This is a genomic window from Trinickia dinghuensis, assembly GCF_003367175.1.
Lineage (GTDB): Bacteria > Pseudomonadota > Gammaproteobacteria > Burkholderiales > Burkholderiaceae > Trinickia > Trinickia dinghuensis.
Window position 1 is genome coordinate 132,006 of the sequence record NZ_QRGA01000007.1, and the last position, 16,892, is coordinate 148,897.

The 16,892-nt window shown below is 64.4% G+C and carries 16 protein-coding genes and 1 pseudogene; 8 read left to right on the plus strand and 9 right to left on the minus strand.

From position 1 onward, the window contains the following. The first annotated feature begins 101 nt into the window (after positions 1-101). The 3 genes from DWV00_RS13035 to DWV00_RS13045 all read left to right on the plus strand — a co-directional run bounded on the left by DWV00_RS13035 (position 102) and on the right by DWV00_RS13045 (position 3,225). A complete protein-coding gene (locus DWV00_RS13035; protein WP_115534007.1) occupies positions 102-1,010 on the plus strand; it encodes a DMT family transporter in 909 nt (302 codons plus the stop codon). Positions 1,011-1,194: 184 nt separating this feature from the next. Beyond that, complete coding sequence (locus DWV00_RS13040) at positions 1,195-1,935, plus strand: Hpt domain-containing response regulator (protein ID WP_181885443.1); 741 nt, start codon at positions 1,195-1,197, stop codon at positions 1,933-1,935. Between the two features lie 267 nt (positions 1,936-2,202). Beyond that, positions 2,203-3,225, plus strand: coding sequence for a class I fructose-bisphosphate aldolase (locus DWV00_RS13045; protein ID WP_115534307.1), 1,023 nt, complete (start codon positions 2,203-2,205; stop codon positions 3,223-3,225). Between the two features lie 30 nt (positions 3,226-3,255). Here DWV00_RS13045 and DWV00_RS13050 read toward each other — a convergent pair whose 3' ends face one another. After that, positions 3,256-4,914, minus strand: coding sequence for an NRAMP family divalent metal transporter (locus DWV00_RS13050; protein WP_115534009.1), 1,659 nt, complete (start codon positions 4,912-4,914; stop codon positions 3,256-3,258). A gap of 83 nt (positions 4,915-4,997) precedes the next feature. Further along, the gene (locus tag DWV00_RS34015) at positions 4,998-5,165 is read right to left on the minus strand and encodes a hypothetical protein (protein ID WP_181885444.1); all 168 of its coding nucleotides are present in this window, start codon (positions 5,163-5,165) and stop codon (positions 4,998-5,000) included. A 1,245-nt stretch (positions 5,166-6,410) separates the two neighbouring features. Between DWV00_RS34015 and DWV00_RS13060 the strand changes: the two are divergent. Beyond that, positions 6,411-7,088, plus strand: a pseudogene (locus DWV00_RS13060) (carbohydrate porin); the annotation flags it as partial. Here the strand turns inward: DWV00_RS13060 and DWV00_RS13065 are convergent. Next, on the minus strand, positions 7,066-7,875 hold the full coding sequence (locus tag DWV00_RS13065; RefSeq protein WP_115534012.1) for a Mut7-C RNAse domain-containing protein: 810 nt from the start codon (positions 7,873-7,875) through the stop codon (positions 7,066-7,068). The pseudogene DWV00_RS13060 and the gene DWV00_RS13065 overlap by 23 nt on opposite strands. 99 nt (positions 7,876-7,974) lie before the next feature. Here DWV00_RS13065 and DWV00_RS13070 point away from each other — a divergent pair, with 99 nt between their 5' ends. Beyond that, entirely contained in the window at positions 7,975-8,844 is an 870-nt protein-coding gene (locus DWV00_RS13070; protein ID WP_115534013.1) for an NAD(P)-dependent oxidoreductase, read from the plus strand. Positions 8,845-8,931: 87 nt separating this feature from the next. Further along, positions 8,932-9,576 carry a LysE family translocator gene (locus DWV00_RS13075; protein WP_115534014.1) on the plus strand — a complete coding sequence of 215 codons (645 nt, stop codon included), beginning with the start codon at positions 8,932-8,934 and terminating at the stop codon, positions 9,574-9,576. Positions 9,577-9,776: 200 nt separating this feature from the next. Here DWV00_RS13075 and DWV00_RS13080 read toward each other — a convergent pair whose 3' ends face one another. Both DWV00_RS13080 and DWV00_RS13085 read right to left on the minus strand, forming a co-directional pair. Beyond that, positions 9,777-11,045: a DUF3443 domain-containing protein gene (locus DWV00_RS13080; protein ID WP_115534015.1), complete on the minus strand. Its 1,269-nt coding sequence runs from the start codon at positions 11,043-11,045 to the stop codon at positions 9,777-9,779. 12 nt (positions 11,046-11,057) lie between these two features. After that, on the minus strand, positions 11,058-11,519 hold the full coding sequence (locus tag DWV00_RS13085; protein ID WP_425452761.1) for a DUF2844 domain-containing protein: 462 nt from the start codon (positions 11,517-11,519) through the stop codon (positions 11,058-11,060). A 516-nt stretch (positions 11,520-12,035) separates the two neighbouring features. Between DWV00_RS13085 and DWV00_RS13090 the strand changes: the two genes are divergently transcribed. Next, a complete protein-coding gene (locus DWV00_RS13090) occupies positions 12,036-12,479 on the plus strand; it encodes a response regulator (protein ID WP_115534016.1) in 444 nt (147 codons plus the stop codon). Positions 12,480-12,720: 241 nt separating this feature from the next. Here DWV00_RS13090 and DWV00_RS13095 read toward each other — a convergent pair whose 3' ends face one another. Both DWV00_RS13095 and DWV00_RS13100 read right to left on the minus strand, forming a co-directional pair. Continuing rightward, positions 12,721-13,557, minus strand: a complete 837-nt coding sequence (locus tag DWV00_RS13095) for an OmpW/AlkL family protein (RefSeq protein ID WP_115534017.1) — start codon at positions 13,555-13,557, stop codon at positions 12,721-12,723. Positions 13,558-13,665: 108 nt separating this feature from the next. Further along, positions 13,666-14,919 carry a DUF2957 domain-containing protein gene (locus DWV00_RS13100; RefSeq protein ID WP_115534309.1) on the minus strand — a complete coding sequence of 418 codons (1,254 nt, stop codon included), beginning with the start codon at positions 14,917-14,919 and terminating at the stop codon, positions 13,666-13,668. Positions 14,920-15,867: 948 nt separating this feature from the next. Between DWV00_RS13100 and DWV00_RS33650 the strand changes: the two genes are divergently transcribed. Then, positions 15,868-16,131, plus strand: a complete 264-nt coding sequence (locus tag DWV00_RS33650) for a hypothetical protein (protein ID WP_147297887.1) — start codon at positions 15,868-15,870, stop codon at positions 16,129-16,131. Between the two features lie 171 nt (positions 16,132-16,302). Here DWV00_RS33650 and DWV00_RS13110 read toward each other — a convergent pair whose 3' ends face one another. Both DWV00_RS13110 and DWV00_RS13115 read right to left on the minus strand, forming a co-directional pair. Further along, a complete protein-coding gene (locus tag DWV00_RS13110) occupies positions 16,303-16,593 on the minus strand; it encodes a HigA family addiction module antitoxin (RefSeq protein ID WP_425452762.1) in 291 nt (96 codons plus the stop codon). Between the two features lie 13 nt (positions 16,594-16,606). Next, the gene (locus DWV00_RS13115) at positions 16,607-16,885 is read right to left on the minus strand and encodes a type II toxin-antitoxin system RelE/ParE family toxin (RefSeq protein WP_115534020.1); all 279 of its coding nucleotides are present in this window, start codon (positions 16,883-16,885) and stop codon (positions 16,607-16,609) included. Positions 16,886-16,892 lie beyond the last annotated feature (7 nt).

The window sequence follows — 16,892 nt, forward strand, 5'->3', positions numbered from 1 at the left end:
AATAAAACCGCAAGGATAGACAACGATACGGAGGGGGCTCCGTCGCATAGTGGGGGGACCGGTGGGCCATGTCGGCCCGCCAACGTCATTCGAGTTTTTCGATGAACTTGCTGCTTTATCTGACCACCGTGCTCATTTGGGGCACGACCTGGATCGCCATCAAGTGGCAGACGGGCGTCGTCGCGCCGCCCGTCTCGATCGCGTTCCGTTTCATTCTCGCGTCCATCGTCATGCTCGCGATCGTGCGCATCATGCGCCGCCCGATGCGGCCGCCGCGCGCCGCTTGGCCGCTGCTCTTCGCCCAAGGGCTCGCGCTGTTCTGCTGCAACTTCCTGTGCTTCTACTACGCCGAGCAGATCGTGCCGAGCGGGCTCGTGGCCGTCGTCTTTTCCACGGCGCCGCTGTTCAACGCCGTCAACGGGCGGGTGTTCATGGGCCGTACGCTGCAGCCCAGCGCGATCGTCGGCGCCGTGCTCGGACTCGTCGGCATCCTGTTCCTGTTCGCGCCGCAGGTGGCGAGCCACGCCGGCGATCGCACGATGTGGTTCGGCTTGGCCATCACGCTCGTCGGCACGATGTGCTTTTCAGCGGGCAACCTGCTGTCGAGCCGCATGCAGTCGATGGGGCTGCATCCGACCGTGACGAACGGCTGGGCGATGCTGATCGGCGCGACCGTGCTGACGCTCGGCAGCCTCGCGGCCGGGTTTTCGTTCCAGCCCGAATGGACGCCGCGGTACTTGGGCGCGCTGGCCTATTTGGCCGTGCCGGGCTCCGTGATCGGCTTCACGGCCTACCTCACGCTGGTCGGGCGCATCGGTCCCGAGCGCGCGGCGTACTGCACGGTCCTGTTTCCGTTCGTGGCGCTCGCGGTGTCGACCGTCTTCGAAGGCTATCGGTGGTCGGTGTCGGCGGCGGTGGGCTTGGCGCTCGTGGTACTCGGCAATCTGATCGCGTTCAACGTGTTTCGACGGTTGCCGTTTTTGCGGGCGCACGGGCGGGCGCTGAGGTAGGTCCGGTCCGGATCGCGAGCCGGGCCGGTCGCGGTCGCGGTCGGCTTGGGTGCCGAGGCGGCCGGCCCGCGGTCCTTTTTTTCGGCGATGGCGGCAAGCGGCGCGGATCGAGCGTTACCTTCCTCGATCTTTCGCGGTGCACGTACCGATCATGGTGCGGCGCACACGTGCCGGGAGGCCCGCCATGCTCGATATTCAAGATTCGACCGAAACCGGTGCGCGCTACGACGTGCGCATTCTCGTCGTCGACGACGATGCGCTCGCCCGCTTCATCGTCGCCGATCAACTCGAGGCGCTCGGCTGCCGCCGCGTCGACACCGCGGCGGACGGCATCGAGGCGCTGCGCCTAGCGCTCGATTGTTCCTACGATCTCGTCATCACCGATCTGTGCATGCCGAAGATGGGCGGCCAAGCGCTGCTGGCCGCGTTGCGCACGCACGGTCTGGCCGTGCCGGTCGTCGCCGGCACCGCGTGGCGCGAGCCGCCGTCGGCGCGCGCGAGCGGCGTGTCGTCGCGTGGAGCGGTGTCCGGCGAAGCGCCGCCCCACGGGTTTGCCGCTGTGCTGCGCAAGCCCTTCGCCATGACGCAATTGCGCCGCTTGTTGCATGCGCACATCGACGGCTCGCGCTTCGGCCGGCGTCGTATCCCGGCGCCCGCATCGCCGCGCCGCGCATTGCATGCGGCCTTCGCGCTCGCGTGGTCCGACGACGAGAGGGCGCTGCGTACCGCGCTCGCATCGCTCGATGCCGAGGCCCTGCTCGGGCGTCTCCATCGGCTTCACGGCGCACTCTCCATGCTCGGTGAAGCGCGAGCGCGCAATGCCTGCGTGCGGTTGCAGCAGCGGATACGCTGGCTCGGCATCGAGGCGAGCGCCGCGCAAATCGAGGGTTTTCTGACCCTGTGCGCGCGCATCGGCCGCGACTAGCGCGGGCTAAAAGCGTCAAACCGTGCATGTGCCAAGCGCGTGCAGGCCGATTGCTCTGCAACGAGGCAACGCGGCAACGCCACGACGGTGGGCACTGGAATTGCTCGCCTGGCCTAACGTCCTACGCGGTCGAACGCACATGCGACGGCTGGCGCACGTACGCCGCACCGCGCACACTAACGGCGACCGCAACGCACACTAGGGACGACCGTCGCGCGCGCGAAAGTTCGCCGCGGCGCGCGAAGCCTTTTGCGAAAGGAGCAGACGATGCAAAACGACAGCGCATTGCAATCCACCATCGACGCCATCGTGCAGGACGGCAAGGGTTTGCTGGCCGCGGACGAAAGCGGCCCCACGATCGCCAAGCGGTTCAAGACGATCGAGGTGGCGTCGACCGAGGAAAACCGCCGCGCATGGCGCACGCTGCTGCTGTCGACACCGGGCCTCGGCCAATACGTGAGCGGCGTGATCCTGTACGAGGAAACGCTGGGCCAGCAGGCCGACGACGGCGAGCCGCTGCCGAGCTTGGCCGCGCGCCAGGGCATCGTGCCGGGCATCAAGGTCGACGCGGGCAAGATCGCGCTTGCGCACGCGAGTGGCGATGAAATCACGCAAGGCCTGGACGGTCTCGCCGGGCGCCTCGAAAAGTACAAGGCGCAGGGTGCGCGTTTCGCCAAGTGGCGCGCCGTCTACAACGTTTCGGACGCGCTCCCGAGCCGGCTCGCCGTCGAGGCGAACGCCGAATCGCTCGCGCGCTATGCGGCCATTTGCCAGGAAGCGGGCATTGTCCCGATCGTCGAACCCGAGGTGCTGATGGACGGCGGCCATTCGATCGAGCGGTGTTTCGACGTGACCGAAGCGGTTTTGCACGAGGTCTTTCATGCGCTGCACCGGCATGCGGTCGTGCTCGAGCATATGCTGCTCAAGCCCAGCATGGTCGTCGCGGGCAAGTCGCACGCGCGGCAGGCCGGCGTGAGCGAGGTTGCCGAGCGTACCGTCTGCATTCTCGGCCGCACGGTGCCGCCGGCCGTCGCCGGCATCTACTTCCTTTCGGGCGGGCAGACGCCGCAAGAGGCGAGCGCGAACCTCGACGCGATCAACCGGACGGGAAGGCGCCCGTGGCCTCTGAGTTTCTCGTATGGCCGCGCGTTGCAGGAGCCGCCGCTCGCGGCTTGGCGGGGCAAGCCTGAAAACGTCGAAGCGGCGCAGCAGGCGCTGCTCGAGCGCGCACGGCTAAACGGCGCCGCTGCGCGCGGATGCTACGACGCGAAGGAAGAGGCGAAGGCGTAAGCCCCTAGCACGCAGCCTCGCCGATACCGCTCAATGCATGGCCATCTGCACGACTTTGACGATCACGAGCCCGACGGCAATCACGAGGTAGCCGCGCAGCGAGCCCATCCACAAGCGCGTCGCGAACGTGAGCTTAGGCGCCGGCAGTTCGTCGAGCGGCGGCATGCGCCACGTATCGCGCAGCGCGCGGTCCGCCTTGCGCGTAGCCCCCGCTTCGAGCTTGGCCGAAGCCGCCGAGCCGTCGCGGCTCCGCACGAATTCCACGCCGAGATACCCGAGCGCGAAGAGCCCGATGCCGCCGACGAGAATCCAGACGATCGCCGTACCCGAGATGTCGGGGAAGGCCGTCGCGGCCGTCAGGATGATCGAGAGGACGACGAGTATCGCGATGACCGCGCCCGTGAAGAGGTTCAGACGCTTCGAATTGACCCACGGACCGAGCACGGCCTTGTCGTTGCACAGGAGTAGCAGGAACACCGTGGCGCTCGGCAGGAGCACGCCGGCGAGCGTTTGCACCGCCTCGGTGAGCAGGCCCAGCGGGCTGCCCGGCATCAGCACGAGCGCGGCCGCGAGCGCGACGATGCCGAAGTAGACGAGGTAGAAGCCCTTCGCATCGAGCACGCTGCGGTGCAGCGAGTGGCGGATCCCGAAGACATCGCCGATCGCATAGGCTGTCGACAGCGAGACGGCCGCCGCGCCGATGATCGATGCGTCGAGCAGCGCGACTGCGAAGATCGTGGCCGACGTTTGACCGACGTACTTGTGCAGCCCCGCGATCACGCCGCTGGCATCGGTGAATTGACCGAATTCGGGGCGGCCGCCGAACAGCGCGGCCGTGAAGGCCATCATCGCGACGGCGCCGACGATCACGAAGCCGATGCCGATCCACAGGTCGATCTTCTCGTACTTCATGAAGCGCGGCGTGATGCGCTTGTCGATAACGTAGCTCTGCTGGAAGAACAGCTGCCACGGCGCCACCGTGGTGCCGACGATGCCGATCACGAGCAGCATGACGTCGGACAGTTTCGAATCCTTGGGCCAGGTCGGCACGACGAAGTCACGCGCGATGACGCCGACCGGCGGGTGGATCGAGACGAGCACGGGCACGAGCAACAGGCTCAGCAGGCAGAGCACGATCGCGAATCGTTCGAAGCGCCGGAAATCGCCCGTGCTGACGGCGGCCATCGTCAATACCGCGGCGATGCAGACGCCGAGGACTTTCGATACGCCGAGAAAATCGAGGGCGAACGTGATGCCGATGAACTCGGTGACGATCGTCAGCGCATTGAGCAGGAACAGATCGATGACGCTGAAGGCGCCCCAGAATTTGCCGAAGCGCTGGAAGATCAGCCGCGCGTGGCCGACCCCGGTGACGGCGCCCAGGCGCAGCACCATTTCCTGGTTGACGTAGAGCACGGGGATCAGCAACGCGAGCGTCCAGAGCAGCGTCGTGCCGTAGTTCTGGCCGGCTTGCGTATAGGTGCCGAACGCGCCGGCGTCGTTGTCGCCGACCATGACGATGAGCCCCGGGCCCAGGATGGCGAGCAGCGTTCGCAAGCGCGCGGCCCAATTGCGTCGCGGCGCGGTGTCGTGGTGGGCGATCGTTCCGAAGGCCCCTTTGATATCGCCGATGTGGGCGTCGTCTAGCACGGCGCTGCGTGCGGACGAGACGTTGGCTGGCGTGGACATTGTGTCGTTTTCCCTAGTGATGCTTTTATCTTGTATTCGTGATTCGGCGCGGGCCGCCGGTGCGGCAAGCCCGCGCCCGTCGGTCAGCCGACGAGCTTGCGTCGTGCGGCGAGACGCGCGAGGCCGGCGAGGCAGCGCGAAGCGGCCTGGCGTGCGCGGTCCGTGCGCGTTGCTTGCGCGAGCGGGTTCGGATAGTGGCCGCGTGCGTCGGCCAGATGCGGCAGTTGCGAGACGAGAAGGGCGAAGTGCATGGCGATTCCTTCGATAGGCAATGGTGAAACCGGATGACGGAGGCCTGATTTCAAAGGCCCGTTCGGTTTCTGCTCGCCCGGGCCGCTATCGCGGATCGAACGGGAAGGAACGCATGCGGCCTCGATTCAGGCGATGCAGGCGGCGTGCGACAAGGGCGAACGCCGCGTCGAAGATCGACTAGGGTCGGGGTCGGTCATGGAAGACTCCTTTCGCGCAAGGTTCAGACGCGAGGCGCGTATGAACGTGTTCATCGGCACGGCGGCAACGATGCTTTAGGCGGCGAGCTCGACGTGCTCCGAGGCTCTAGGCTCTAAACCATGCGCATTGCCGGCGCGTACGTTTCGGCCGCGAGCAAAAGCCGCTCGCGGCAACGAGCCGTCGGGCGCACGCCAAGCGTGGATGAACGCAAGGCGGCACCGAACGGCACGGTGGCCATTCGAAATCGATGCGCGGGAGAAAGCTAGGAAGAGACTGCGATGCGCACCGTCTGCCAGTTGGCATGACGGCGGCTAAAAGAAGAATTCAGCTGGCGTCGTGCCGATCAGGCAAAAACACTGTTCGAAGGTCGACTACTGCAACTGTCCAAGGCATATGCCCCATTTGTGAAATTGACCGAATTTTAGTTGCCGCATCGAACATGCGTCAACCCAAGATTTCTGTGGCACTTAAAAAATTTGGCGTTATCCGTGCGTTGACGTGCGCATTCGCGTCGAGACCTTTGATGCACGGTGTCTCGTCCTCGCTTGGAGTGTCAGATGCGCGCAACAACGATGGCGCACGATGAACGTTCTGAACGAGCAAGGGGTAGAGCGTTGTCGGTTCGACCTCGCATAGGCCGCGACGCGGCGGCCGTTCGCGACGAATTTGCTCAGAAGTGCGAAATTGCGCTTGCGTCGCGAAAATGGGTACGCATAGAATCCGCGCTGTTTTAGTTCAGAGGAGAGTCCTTCGTGGACGCAGGCTCTAGTAGTCGATCTTGTTCGCCGGCCGGTGCCGGCCATTCATTTGCAATCGCGAATCAGCGACACTGAGCCTTCCCTCAGCCGCTGACCCGCATTGCGCAGGGTCAGCGCGCTTCTTTACCGGACCGTCTCCACGACGGCCCGTGTTGTAGCCCGCTCCCATTTTCACGACCGCCTGCCGCGCTCGCACGAGCGCGCGCGGCGTGTCGTTCATGCATCGCGTCCGGCTCGCGGCCGGACCCATGGGGAGTTGTTATGCACGTCGAACGTTTCCTGCGCGTCTCGCGCTTCAATCTGCATGACGGCGCGTTGTTCATCGGCGAAGTGCAATACGCGATCGGGCAAGCGCCGGCCGCCGGCGCGCCGCAGACGTCGAGCGTATTGCCGGGCACGTACAAGCTCGGCTTCTGGTACGACAACACGCGCTTTGCCGATCAGCGCGACGGCACGGACGGTTTGTCGCTGGCCGCCCCGGGCGCAGGCGCGCAGGCGCGCATGCGGCATGGCGATTTCAGCGTCTATGCCGTGGCGGATCAAATGGTGTGGCGGCCGAGCCCCGATGCCGCGCGCTCGATCGGCGTGTTCGCCCGCGTGATGGGCGCGCCCGGCGATCGCAACGTCGTGGACTTCGCCGCGAATGCCGGCGTCGTCCTGAAGGCGCCGTTCGCGGGCCGCGACAACGATTCCGTCGGCCTGGCGCTCGGCTATGCCGACATCGGCTCGCATGCGAGCGCTTTCGACCGCGATGTCGGGGCCAATACGACGCCGGGCTATCCCGTGCGGACGGCCGAGACCATGGTCGAGGCGACCTACCAATATCAAGTCGCGCCGTGGTGGCTCCTGCAGGCCGATTTCCAATACTTCTTCCGCCCGGGCGGCGGCGTGCCGAACCCGAGCGCGGGCGGCGCGCGCATCGGCAACGAAGCGGTCGCCGGGGTTAGGACGGTTTTGACGTTTTGATGACCTGATCGACCTGATCGACCTGATCGAGCTGCGTGGCCTGCTCGGGCACGAGCGAATCGATGAGTGTGCGCATGCGCTGCCAATGCGAGCCTTCCCAGAAGACGCGCCGGCAAACGTCGCAGGTGACGAACTGGGAATGGCGTTCGAGCACGCCCTCGGGGGCGCGGCCGACCGCCTGCGTCTTGTCGATGCGCCGCAGCGGGGCATTGCATGACAGGCAGAGACGGAACGCGTGGACGCTGCCGGCCAAATCGAGCCGATCGATCACCTCCCGCAACTGCACCTGCGGCTTGAGTGCCCTGACGTAGCAGCCGTGCGTGATCGTGCGGCGCTTGAGCAGCTCCCGATCGCGCGTGAGCACGATGCGGTTTTCCGAACTGGCCAGCGCCTCGATTTCGTCGTCCGCGAAGTGGTTGTCGTAGAGCGTGTCGAAGCCGGCCAGACGCAGCAGTTGCGCGAGGCCGCCGAGGTGCGCGTCGGCGATGAGCCGGATCGTGCGCAGCGGCCGCTCGCGCACGCGCAGCAGCGGCGAGATGTCGAGCGCCTCGAATTTCGGGTAGACGGACACGCGATCGCCGTCCGCGAGCACGCGGTCGAACCCGACCGATTCGCCGTTCACGAGGATCAGCTCGACTTCGGTGTGCGGCACGCCGAGCGCTTCGATCATATGTTTGGTCGTGGCGTCGCGCGCGCAGGCGCAGCCGAAGGCGCGTCCGCGCAGCGGCCGGGCGAGGAAGTCGTTCAGCTCTTCATAAAACCGGAACGTGGCGGTAACGGTCGGCATCGCACGAGTATCGCACCGGCGGCGCGAACGCGTGCGCGTCCTGTCGGCACGTTCGCGGTAATCGTGCTTTACTGCCAGCTTTGAGCGAAGGAGCCAGCGATGGACATCGGTTTTATCGGCCTCGGCAGCATGGGTCACGCAATCGTCGAAAACATGCTGAAGGCGGGCCATCGCGTGCGCGTCTGGAATCGCACGAGCGAGCGCGCGCAGCCGCTCGTCTCGCTCGGTGCCGAAATCGTCGATACGCCGGCCGCCGCGTTCGCCGGCGAAGCCGTGTTCTCGATGCTGGCCGACGACGCCGCCGTCGCCGATGTCATCGATGCGGCGCTGCTCGAGCAGGCGCCGCGCGATCTCGTCCACGTCAACATGGCGACCGTTTCGGTCGCGCTGGCCGAAGCCATGGCGCGCGAGCACGCCGCGCGCGGGATCCACTACGTCGCCGCGCCGGTGATGGGCCGGCCCGACGTGGCGGCGGCGGGCAAACTGACGATCATCACCGCTGGCCCCGCGGAGGCTGTCAATCGCGTGCAGCCGATTTTCGATGTCATCGGACAAAAGACTTGCCGCATCGGCTCGCTGCCGCAGCACGCGAGCGTGATCAAGCTCGCCGCCAACTTTGCGCTGGCCTCGGCGATCGAAACACTGGGTGAGGCGGCATCGCTGCTGGCCGGACATGGCGTGGCGATGACCGACTACCTCGACGTGATCACGGCGAGCGTTTTTCCCGGCCCCGTTTATGCCGGCTACGGCAAGCTGATCGCCGAGCGGCGCTACGAGCCGGCGATGTTCAAGGCGCGCCTTGGCCTGAAGGACGTTCGCCTGGCGTTGGCCGCGGCCGAGGCGAGCTCGACGCCGATGCCGCTCGGCAGCCTGTTGCGCGACAACTTGCTCGAGGTGATGGCGCGCGGCGAAGGCGAAAAGGATTTCGCCGTGCTCGGCGAAGTGGCCGCGCGGCGTGCGGGACGCTGAGCGCGCCGCGCAACCGTGCGTCGGCTTTCGAGCGCATAATCGCCGGCCCGTGCCCGTTACCTAAGTTCTAAGTTAAGGCGTTGCATCATGAGTCTGCATACCTGGTGGCTGTTCGTCGCTACCGTCTTCGTCATCTCCGCTATTCCCGGCCCGAATATGCTCGTCGTGATGACGAACAGCGCCCAGTACACGGTCCGCCGCGCCACGGCCACGATGGCCGGCTGCCTCTCGGCTCTCGTTCTGATGCTGTCGGTTTCGGCCGCCGGTCTCGGCGTGTTCCTCAAGGCATGGCCGACGATGTTCGATGCGCTGCGGCTGATCGGCGCCGCCTATTTGATCTATCTCGGCGTGAAGTCCTGGCGCGCGAAGGTCGACGATCCCGCAAGCGTCGAGGCGTTGCCGGCCGACGAGGCTTCGGCGAAGCCGGCGCGCTCGCTCGGCGCGCTCTACCGCAACGGCTTTCTCGTGGCGAGCAGCAACCCGAAGGCGATCCTATTCGCCGCCGCCCTGCTGCCCCAATTTATCGACGCCTCGAAGGCGACGCTGCCGCAATTCGGTGTTCTCGTTGCCACGTTCGCGGTGATCGAGGTGAGCTGGTATCTCGTCTATGCGCTCTGCGGCGCGAGGATCGGCACCACGCTCAAGAGCGGACGCGTCGCCCGGGCGTTCAACCGGCTGACGGGCGGCGTGTTCGTCGGCTTCGGCGCGATGATGGCGCTCGTGCGGCACTGATCGTCGCAACGCCGTATCGTCTTGTCGTCGATACATTGCAAACAAAAACGGGGCGACGCAGCCAATGCGTCGTCCCGTTTTTTTCGCATGCGAGATCGGGGATCAGCGATCCGAGATCCGAGATCCGAGATCCGAGATCCGAGATCCGAGATCCGAGATCCGAGATCCGAGATCCGAGATCCGAGATCCGAGATCCGAGATCAATACGCGAAATACGGCCCGGTGCCCGCCGGTGTCGGCTGCTGTTCGACGGCGACGTAGACGTTGCGGCCGTAGAAGAACGGCAGCCCCCAGTCGAACACTTGCGAGCCGACGAATGCGGGGCCCGCGAACAGCGGCATTGCCGCCGCACCGCCCGAGGACTGCCAGAGCTGCGCGGCATTGCCGACGCTGAACGTGACCGCGCTGGTCGTGCCGTTGCTGCCGGTATTGACCGCGCTGAATTGCTCGGTCGTGCTCGGGCAGTAGTAGGCCTGATTGGGGCTGGCGCAGGCGGACATCTGATTGGTCGAGAAGAAGAGCCCGGTCGACCCGCTATCGATGATGCTGCCCGAATACGTCGTCCCGTTTTGCGTCGTCGTGAATACGCCGCGCGTAGGGTCGACGCCGATCGCCTGCGCCGAACCGAGGCCGTTGTTGCTCTGCGTTCCGATGCCGAAAATCAGCGATCCGCTGACGCTCGCCGCGGCACCGCTCGGCACGGCCGGCAAGCTGACGATGACGCCGTTGCCGTCGGTGCCGAAATACGGCACCGGGTTGGCGACCTGCGACGATTCGGCCACCGCGGTCGGCGCGCAGCTCGTACCCGTGCACGCGTAATAGGTGCCGGAGACGGCCTGGCTCACGCAGGCCGCGCCGCAATCGTGCTTGAACACGCCGATGCCGAGAATCCCGTTGGCGGCCAAGGCGCTCGGCGTGTTGCGCGAGGCGCCCGTATTGGAGCAGCTGGCCGGCACGGCGGCATAGTTCGGATCGATCACTTGAATCGGGAGCGAACTGGCGAGCTCGCCGCCGATGCGCACGTCGGCGGTCCGCACCGAACCCCAGGTATAGCCGTCGAAGAACTGCATGCATTCGGCGAGTGCGTTGCCGTTGCCGATCGTTTCTTGCGGCAGGGCGACTGACGCGGGCAGTTGCGATGCGAACACGCGCAGGCCCCACGATCCTGTATCGACGAGCACGTGGTCGATCGTTTGGCAGTTCGTACCGCCGGGCGCGCAGATCGTGACGCTGACGAACGGCATGTTCGGCACGCCCGACACGCCGTGATCGACACTGATCGGCGCGACGTTGGGCTGTGCGCTGACAACCGGTGCCTGGGACGTATTGCTGACCGAGCTGGCGCCGCCGCCCGACCCTCCACCGCCGCCTCCACCACCGCCGCCGCATGCCGCAGTCAAACACGCCGCCAACAACATGGCCGCCAACATGACGACCTTCGAGCCTTTCGAGCCGGATAATCTGAGCATCGTTCCTACTCCTCAATGAACGACGCCGGCATCGACGCCGGCCGGCAGCGCTTGCGGCAGGTAGGCGTGACCCGAAAACGCGCGCAAATGTCCGCTCGAATAGACGACGAGGTCGTTCGCCGAGACCGCGAGCGGCCCGCCGCCGCGTGTCGGGCTGGCCGAAACGAATCGGTCGAATGCGGTGCCGAGCGTGGTCTTCAGATCGGGCAGCGTCGGACCCTCCCACGCGACGCCGAACACGATGCCGTCCGATGCGACGTATTCGCGTACCACCGTGCCGGACGGCAGCGTAATGGTATGAACGGTATAGGCGCCTTGCACGATGCTTGCGTGTGCGATAGCCGAGAGGTGTGTCGCGTCGGTCGCGACGCTGTCGACGTGCTGGCCGAGCGCGGCCTGTGCGCCGGGGGCGGCGATGAAGCTTGCCGCGGCGAGCGCCACTGCGATTGCGCCCGAATAAACATGCGATTTCACTGCGTTTCCTTGGCTTCGATGCGCCGGCTAGCCGGCAGGAACGCCGACCTGCGCGCGCCGAGGGCGCGTACCGCATGACGGGTTCGTGATCCGGCATGGCGCGGTCGATGTTGTAACCAGTGCGTTGAACGGACGGGCGGCGCCGAACTTTAGGTAGGAGCCTCGATTTTTATGGCGGACCCGGCGACGGCGGGGCGCGATAGGGCCGGCAGCCGTGCGAGCGGAGGTGTTTTTCGCGGAGACGAGCGAGGCCGGTGCGAAGCGGGCGGGCGCTCGATTTTGAGGGGCGGCTATGTTTGAATCGTGCGAATGAAGTGCTTTGTCGCCACCGTATTGAAAATAATTTTGCGTATGTGAGCAGAAACCCTTATTTTTAATCGAACACTGAGCTTTTTCTCCAAACGATCGTTTGATTAGGCGCCAAGATATCCGTGACAACGAGATTCATCACACGAAATACCGCCGCGCCTTTATTGCGGCGGGTCGCAACGAGCTCTGTGCAACGAGGATGAAGCAATGAAATCCGATGGGTACGGCGCGCAAGGAACGGTCGCGAACGTAGGAGGGGACGAGCCGGGTGAATCGAACGGCGAGCATCGCAAGCGTGTGCTCATTGCCGATCGGGACGACACCGCGCGCCGCATGTTGGTCAATCTGGTCGAGAGTCTCGGTTATGAGGCCGTCGCGGCGCACAGCACCGAGGAGGCCCTCGATATTGCGCGGCGCGCGCCGCCCGATGCCGCCCTGATCGATATCGGCGCTCCGATGCTCGACGGGCTGCCCGCGGCACATCGCATGCGGGAAATGGCAGGGCAATCCGCATTGCTGCTGATTGCGCTGACAGGATGGGGCCAGCCGCAGTACCGCGACATGGCGCTCGCGGCCGGCTACGACGTGCATTTGGTCAAACCGGTCGGCGTCGATCAGCTCGGTTTTTTGCTCTCGATGACGCTGGTGTGAAGGGGCCAAATCGGCAGCGCGTGTTGCGCGGCGGCAACGAGTAGCGGGTGCTTCAAAGGGGGTCTGTTGCAACGCATCAACCGGTTTGCTACAGTGAAATTGTCTCCTCCATGTCTCCTCTGATATGGATTCAGCCCGCCGAATCGGCGGGCTTTTTTTTCGCCCTTTTTTTGCCCATGTGCTCCGTGCGTTTTGCGCGTCCCATGTATCCCATGGGCCTCGCGGGCTTCGCGGCCCAAGACTAGAACGTGTACGACACCGCGACATAGGTGATGAGCGGATCGGCCGTCAACTGCGCCTGAGTCGTGCCGAGCAGCGTGCCGTCGGCGGCGCGCACGTACACCGTCGATCTCGTCTTCAGCGGAATGTAGGTGAGCGATGCGCTCACGCCCCAGTGCTTCGTGATGTTGTACGAGGCCCCCGCATTGAACACGGGCGCCCACGACGGCGACGCTTTCGCCGACACGCTCGTCGGACCGGGCTTCGCCGCGCCGGCCGCGAGCACCGCGCCGAGATTGTTCTCGGTCGACGTCGTGAAGTTCGGATTGAGCTGGATGTCGGTGAAGAAGTTGTAGGAAATGCCGACGCCGACGAATGGCCGGAACTTGGCGCTCGCCTTGTTGAAGTAATACTGAACCATCATCGCCGGGCTCCATTGGCGCACGCTCTTGACGATCGGTTCGTTGGCGGGATCGTCGAGATTTTCGGTGCCGAGCGCACCGGCCGGGCCGGGCGGCACGATCGCGCCGCGGCCCTTGAGTTGAAACGTCGGGGGCACGCCGGCCACGGTCGTCAGCGCGATGTGGTCGGTGAAGAAGTGGCTGATGATGAGCCCGGCCGTATCGGCGTTCGTCGTCGAAAGCCCGGTGCCCGACGACGTGAACGAACTGGGCAGCCGCAGCGGCGTATCGATCGGCTGCGGCGTGACGTAAGTCGTCATCGGCGTGCTCGATTGCTGCGGCATGATGTGAAACCACCCGAGCGTGACGACGTTGTCGCCCGCCTGCTGAGCGTGCGCCGCGCCGGCGAGCACGCCCAGCAATGCCGCGCATGCGGCTGTCCCGATTCTCTTGTTCATGTTTCCTCCCTGTCCTCTCGTTTTATTTGCGGCCGGCGCGCCCCCTCGTCTTCGAAAGCGTCGAAGCGAAGGGGCGGCCCGCGGTTGATGTCATGCGGTGCGTCGCGGCTACTGGACGAATGCGTTGATCGTGAAATACGGCGACGAATTCTCGTTGTAGAGGTAGCCGAACACGCCGCCCGTGAAGACCAGCTTGCCGGTGGCCGCCGTCGACGACGCGCCTGCCACCGCGGACGTCACCACGCCCGGCACCGCGTTCGCGAAGCTCAGGTTGAGCGGCGTCGCGAGCGAGGCATTGGACGCCTGGTACGGATCGAGCATCGTGGCTTCGGTCCCTTCGAGCGCGGTCGCGCGATAGTTGAACTCGCTGTCCACGCCGATGTATTGGCCGTCTTGCGTGTCGACGGCGATCGGCGTTTGCGGCGCGAGGATCGAAATGCCCGATTCGTCGTCGGCTTGGAGCGTCGAGGGGTTCGCGTATCCCGTGCGGATCAGGATCGGTACGAGCTGATTGCGCAGCTTGCCCACGATCATGAATCCCTTGCCGGCCGGCGTGACCGCGTTCGTCGCTTTCGCTTGGCTTTGGAAGTTCTCGCTCTCGAACGCGCCGCTACCGTCGCTCGACTGGACCCAGTTGGTCCCCGCCTGCTGGGTCTTGCCCGCGTTCTGGCCGACGTTGTCGGTCTCGCTCCAGGTGCCGTCCGCATTGATCGCGATCGTCGCGTCCACCGGCACGGTCGCGTAGTTCTGCGAGGGGATGATGTGATAGCCGATCTGGTTGTAGGTGCCCGCGACGTTGGCGAGGTTCGTCTCGAGCGACGAGAAGCCGATGAACGGGAAGTACGGGAACGTCTTGTCGGGGACCGCGCCGAAACCGAGGACGCCGCTGTATTGGATTTCCTTGCCGGGGATCGTCCCGCCGAGCACGCCCTCGCCGACGAAGATGCGGGCGGGCTTGCTGGGATCGAGGCTCGCGCCTTGCAGATAGAACGCGCATTCGTTCTGTTTCTGCGTCGGCAGCAGCGTCTCGGGCGCGAGCGTTCCGCTTTGCGTCGTGCCGGCGCGAGAGGGCGTCACGGTGCCCGTCGCAGCCGGGATGGCCGATTCGACGTAGGTCACCTGCCACGTCATCTTCGTCGTGTCGATCTGCATCTTGGCGAGTTCGCCGTCGCCGCCGCCCCCGGTGAATACCGTGCCGTAGTCGAGCGAAGCGGGGCAAAGCCGATCGGCGCTCGCGGTCGAGCTACCGCCGGCAGCGCTGCTGCTTCCTGCTCCGCCGCTGCCGCTACCACCGCCGCCGCCGCCGCACGCGGCCAGAAAAGGCGCAACGAGCGCCAGCGTTAAAAGGGCGTTCCGGATCATGAGTTCCTCCATTGGCTTTATCGTTATCGGGCAGCCAGCTCCCTGTCGGCTGCCGCTTCATTTAGTTCGGTGTACTAACTGATTACGGGCGATCGTCCACCTCCTGTCCATCTCCATTTCCGTTGCGCGCGAACTTGCCTGGCCTGACTTGCTACGGACAAAGCGTGAAGCACGCGCACGGCATTCGAAACGATCGATCGGGAGGCAGAAGGCGGCGCGCGGACATGCGGCACCATGCCGGCGTGTGACCGGCCATCGAGCGTCGGCGGCCTTTGTGCCGCGTTCGCCGGAACGGCATCGAGCGTGCCGTTCTTCTCCCTGATCCATCTAGTTATGCTGGATAATTTCGTCGCGCAATTTATCGATGTCAATTGACAAAGCCGTCTAAAAAGCTCGATTCAAACAAACGGTATTGCGATGAAAACAAGATGGGAAAAGGGGATTGGCGCGATATTGAAACAAAAAGAGCGTTTCAAGCGGGCGCACGCAAAGCGGTGTTTGGCGCGAGCCTGCACGCGGCTTGCGACGCGTCGGCTCGGTCAATAGTGATGGGATGTACGGCTATTGATAGTATGATTAAGGTAGCTGTTGCCCGTATTTGGCCGGTTGGCTCAACGATAATGAGAAGGGCATGAGGTTGATACGCGAGGAAGTCGTGCGAAGAAGCGACATAGATCCCCGCGGTGAGCATTCAGTCGGTCAGAAACGAGTGCCCGTCTGAATTTGGGCGGTCGATGTGACCCTCGCGGCTACGGCGCTCGCCCCTATGGCAACGCATCGCGTTACTCGTCACGGTCGACTAGTGCATACCGCACCTCGGGTAACGGGTCGACCGTCGCTGCGTCGATCCACCGTCGCAATGTGCCGTCGTCGTCGGCTAGAGGGGCTCGCATAGCTATCGCTGCGAAGGAGACGCAGTGCAACGGCGTATGCAGAGCGGCGAGCTTGGTGACTGCTGAAATTTTCAGTACCAATTCGGCGCCCGCCACCGTCGTTGCTCGTAATGACATTGATCGGCTTGCGATCGAGACGAGACCGACTTTGAGCGAGCTCCTGCGCTCGGGGCGTAACGCGGTGCTCCGTTGGCACCGAACAGAGAAAGAATTTACTCTTATCGCCTCAATTCGTGAAGCTCAAGTGTATTCATCTCGCGCTGCGTCGGGTTTTTCACTGGATTTTGCTGCTGTGATCCGGAGCGCAGAAAAAATGTAGGACCTCGGCTGCGAGAGGCGAAGTTTAGCGGTGCTCAGTATTTCTGCCACGTATTAAATGCTACGCATGCGTTCGCCGTTACGCACTTAGCAAGCAGTTGCTTGTCTATCTCTCGTTGATCTGGGCATTACGCCATGTTTGCCTCGCCGGACGAGGTTCTTTGGCGTACTGTCAGCCGTGGGCAGCAACGTTTTGAAGCGGCATAACCTTGGGCTGATCGCGTTGCTCTGCCAAGCTAAGCTCGAAATTCGCCTGCAACGTCATCCAAAACCGAGCCGTGCTGACACCGGCGCGTTCCAACCGAACGGCAAGGTCTGGGCTAATGCCGGCATGTCCATTGATGACGCGCGAGAGCGACGTGCGAGACATCCCGAGTCGTTGGGCGGCATCGGTAACTTCGATACCGAGCGGAACAAGCACATCCTCGCGCAAGATCTCACCGGGATGCGGATGGTGCTTCATCATGACGTCTTCCTTAATGGTAGTCCTGGTAGTCAACCAGTTCCGTGTCGGTACCGATGAATCGGAACGTCACGCGCCAGTTGCCATTGACCCATATTGACCAATAGCCCTTCAACTCGCCCTTGAGCGGGTGAAGCTTGTAGCCGGGGTGGTTTAGTTCTTCTGGCGCAGCGGCCGCGTCAAGCGCGGCCAAGATGCGGTTCAGTTTGGACACGTGTGCTGCCTGCACACCGCGTAATGACCCGGTACGGTACAGGGCTTCCAGTCCCTTGTGACGAAAGCTGACTATCATGGATGAA

Coding starts and splice junctions, on each gene's coding strand:
- DWV00_RS13035 (WP_115534007.1), top strand. CDS start 102: ATGAACTTGCTGCTTTATCTGACCACCGTGCTCATTTGGGGCACGACC.
- DWV00_RS13040 (WP_181885443.1), top strand. CDS start 1,195: ATGCTCGATATTCAAGATTCGACCGAAACCGGTGCGCGCTACGACGTG.
- DWV00_RS13045 (WP_115534307.1), top strand. CDS start 2,203: ATGCAAAACGACAGCGCATTGCAATCCACCATCGACGCCATCGTGCAG.
- DWV00_RS13050 (WP_115534009.1), bottom strand. CDS start 4,914: ATGTCCACGCCAGCCAACGTCTCGTCCGCACGCAGCGCCGTGCTAGAC.
- DWV00_RS34015 (WP_181885444.1), bottom strand. CDS start 5,165: ATGCACTTCGCCCTTCTCGTCTCGCAACTGCCGCATCTGGCCGACGCA.
- DWV00_RS13065 (WP_115534012.1), bottom strand. CDS start 7,875: ATGCCGACCGTTACCGCCACGTTCCGGTTTTATGAAGAGCTGAACGAC.
- DWV00_RS13070 (WP_115534013.1), top strand. CDS start 7,975: ATGGACATCGGTTTTATCGGCCTCGGCAGCATGGGTCACGCAATCGTC.
- DWV00_RS13075 (WP_115534014.1), top strand. CDS start 8,932: ATGAGTCTGCATACCTGGTGGCTGTTCGTCGCTACCGTCTTCGTCATC.
- DWV00_RS13080 (WP_115534015.1), bottom strand. CDS start 11,045: ATGCTCAGATTATCCGGCTCGAAAGGCTCGAAGGTCGTCATGTTGGCG.
- DWV00_RS13090 (WP_115534016.1), top strand. CDS start 12,036: ATGAAATCCGATGGGTACGGCGCGCAAGGAACGGTCGCGAACGTAGGA.
- DWV00_RS13095 (WP_115534017.1), bottom strand. CDS start 13,557: ATGAACAAGAGAATCGGGACAGCCGCATGCGCGGCATTGCTGGGCGTG.
- DWV00_RS13100 (WP_115534309.1), bottom strand. CDS start 14,919: ATGATCCGGAACGCCCTTTTAACGCTGGCGCTCGTTGCGCCTTTTCTG.
- DWV00_RS13110 (WP_425452762.1), bottom strand. CDS start 16,593: ATGAAGCACCATCCGCATCCCGGTGAGATCTTGCGCGAGGATGTGCTT.
- DWV00_RS13115 (WP_115534020.1), bottom strand. CDS start 16,885: ATGATAGTCAGCTTTCGTCACAAGGGACTGGAAGCCCTGTACCGTACC.